The following is a 1,319-nucleotide window of genomic DNA, read 5'->3' as shown; positions in this document are numbered from 1 at the left end:
GAGCAGCAGGTGCGCGCTCGACCACGAGCCGACCGGCAGCACGGCGCCGGCGGCGCGCAGGCCGCGCAGCGACTCGACGGCGCGGCGGGCCGCCGCCAGCGCCCCGTCCAGGTCCGAGGCGTGCACCCGGTGGACCGCCAGGGCCAGCGCCGCCTCGGGCAGCACGGTGTCCCCGGGGTCCTCGCCCGGCACGCCCGGCTCCTCCTCCACGACGCCGGCCAGCACGGACGCCTCGAAGCCGTCCGGCTCGCGCACGAGGGAGGCGCCCAGCTGGGTCTCCAGGGCCGCCTGCCGGGGACGGCCCAGGGTGCGCAGCAGCGCGGCGCGGGCCTCGACCCACCGCGTCAGCCCGGTCTCGTCGCCGAGCCGGTCCGCGGCCACGGCGAGGGCGCGCAGCAGGGACAGGCGCACGCCGTCCTCGCCCGGGCCCAGGGCCGCCAGGCCGGACTCGGCGCAGCGCGCGGACTCACGCGGCTCGTCCCGCAACGCCGCCTCCAGCGAGAGCTCCCACCACTGCCGGGCGTCGTGGTCCACGGGGGCGGCGTCGACGGCGCCCTCGGGGGCGCCCGACGTGCGGGCCTCCGCCAGGAGGGTGCGCACGCGCGCGAGCACGGCCGCGGGGCCGACGTCGGCCGGTGCGGGGGTCTGCTGCGGGGCGTCCACGGGTGCTGCTCCTCTCCGGGGGACGGGGACGGGTGGTCCTCCAGCGTAGGACGCCCGGGGCCCGGGCGCGGGGGTGTTCGCGGTGGGCGGTGCTCGTAGACTGGCCGGGCCCGGGCGTCTCCCGCCGCGGGCCGTCCCCTGCCGCCAGGAGCCTGCCGCCCATGAGCCCCACCCCCGTCCCGGACGCCGAGCCCGCCCGAGCGGACGCGCCCGCCGGCCCCTTCCAGACGCGCGCCGGGGCCTACGCGCTGATCGTCGACGGCGGCCGCGTGCTGCTCAGCTCGTGGCAGGGCCCCGAGCACCTCGTGTGGACGCTGCCCGGCGGCGGGATCGAGCTGGGGGAGAGCCCCGAGGAGGCCTGCCGGCGCGAGGTGTGGGAGGAGACCGGCCACACCGCCGAGCTCACCGGGCTGCTCGGCGTCACCACCGGCGTGATCCCGGCCGAGCGGCGCCTGCGCGGCGAGGCCCTGCCGCTGCTGACCGTGCAGGTCCTCTACACGGCCCGCATCACCGGCGGCGTGCTGCGCCCCGAGGTCGGCGGCTCCTCCACGGACGCCCGCTGGTTCGACCTGGCCGGCCTGGACGCCGTGCGCACCGCGCCGTGGGTGCGCGAGGCCCTCGCCCGGGCCGGAGCGGCCGCATGAGCGGCCCGGCCC

Annotated in this window: 2 protein-coding genes; one reads left to right on the top strand and one right to left on the bottom strand. The window is 80.3% G+C overall.

Annotation, left to right across the window (positions count from 1 at the left end):
• A partial coding sequence (locus NWP10_RS11985) for a hypothetical protein (protein WP_258301053.1) occupies positions 1-663 on the bottom strand: 663 nt, incomplete at its 3' end.
• A gap of 161 nt (positions 664-824) precedes the next feature.
• On the opposite strand from NWP10_RS11985, the gene NWP10_RS11980 reads away from it, so the two are divergent.
• Positions 825-1,307: an NUDIX hydrolase gene (locus NWP10_RS11980; RefSeq protein WP_158494283.1), complete on the top strand. Its 483-nt coding sequence runs from the start codon at positions 825-827 to the stop codon at positions 1,305-1,307.
• Positions 1,308-1,319 lie beyond the last annotated feature (12 nt).

Source organism: Micrococcus sp. HG099, assembly GCF_024723355.1.
In the GTDB taxonomy this organism is placed as follows: Bacteria; Actinomycetota; Actinomycetes; order Actinomycetales; family Micrococcaceae; genus Micrococcus; species Micrococcus endophyticus.
Note: the sequence above shows the minus strand (reverse complement) of the source record. Positions and strands in the feature narration are given on the sequence as shown.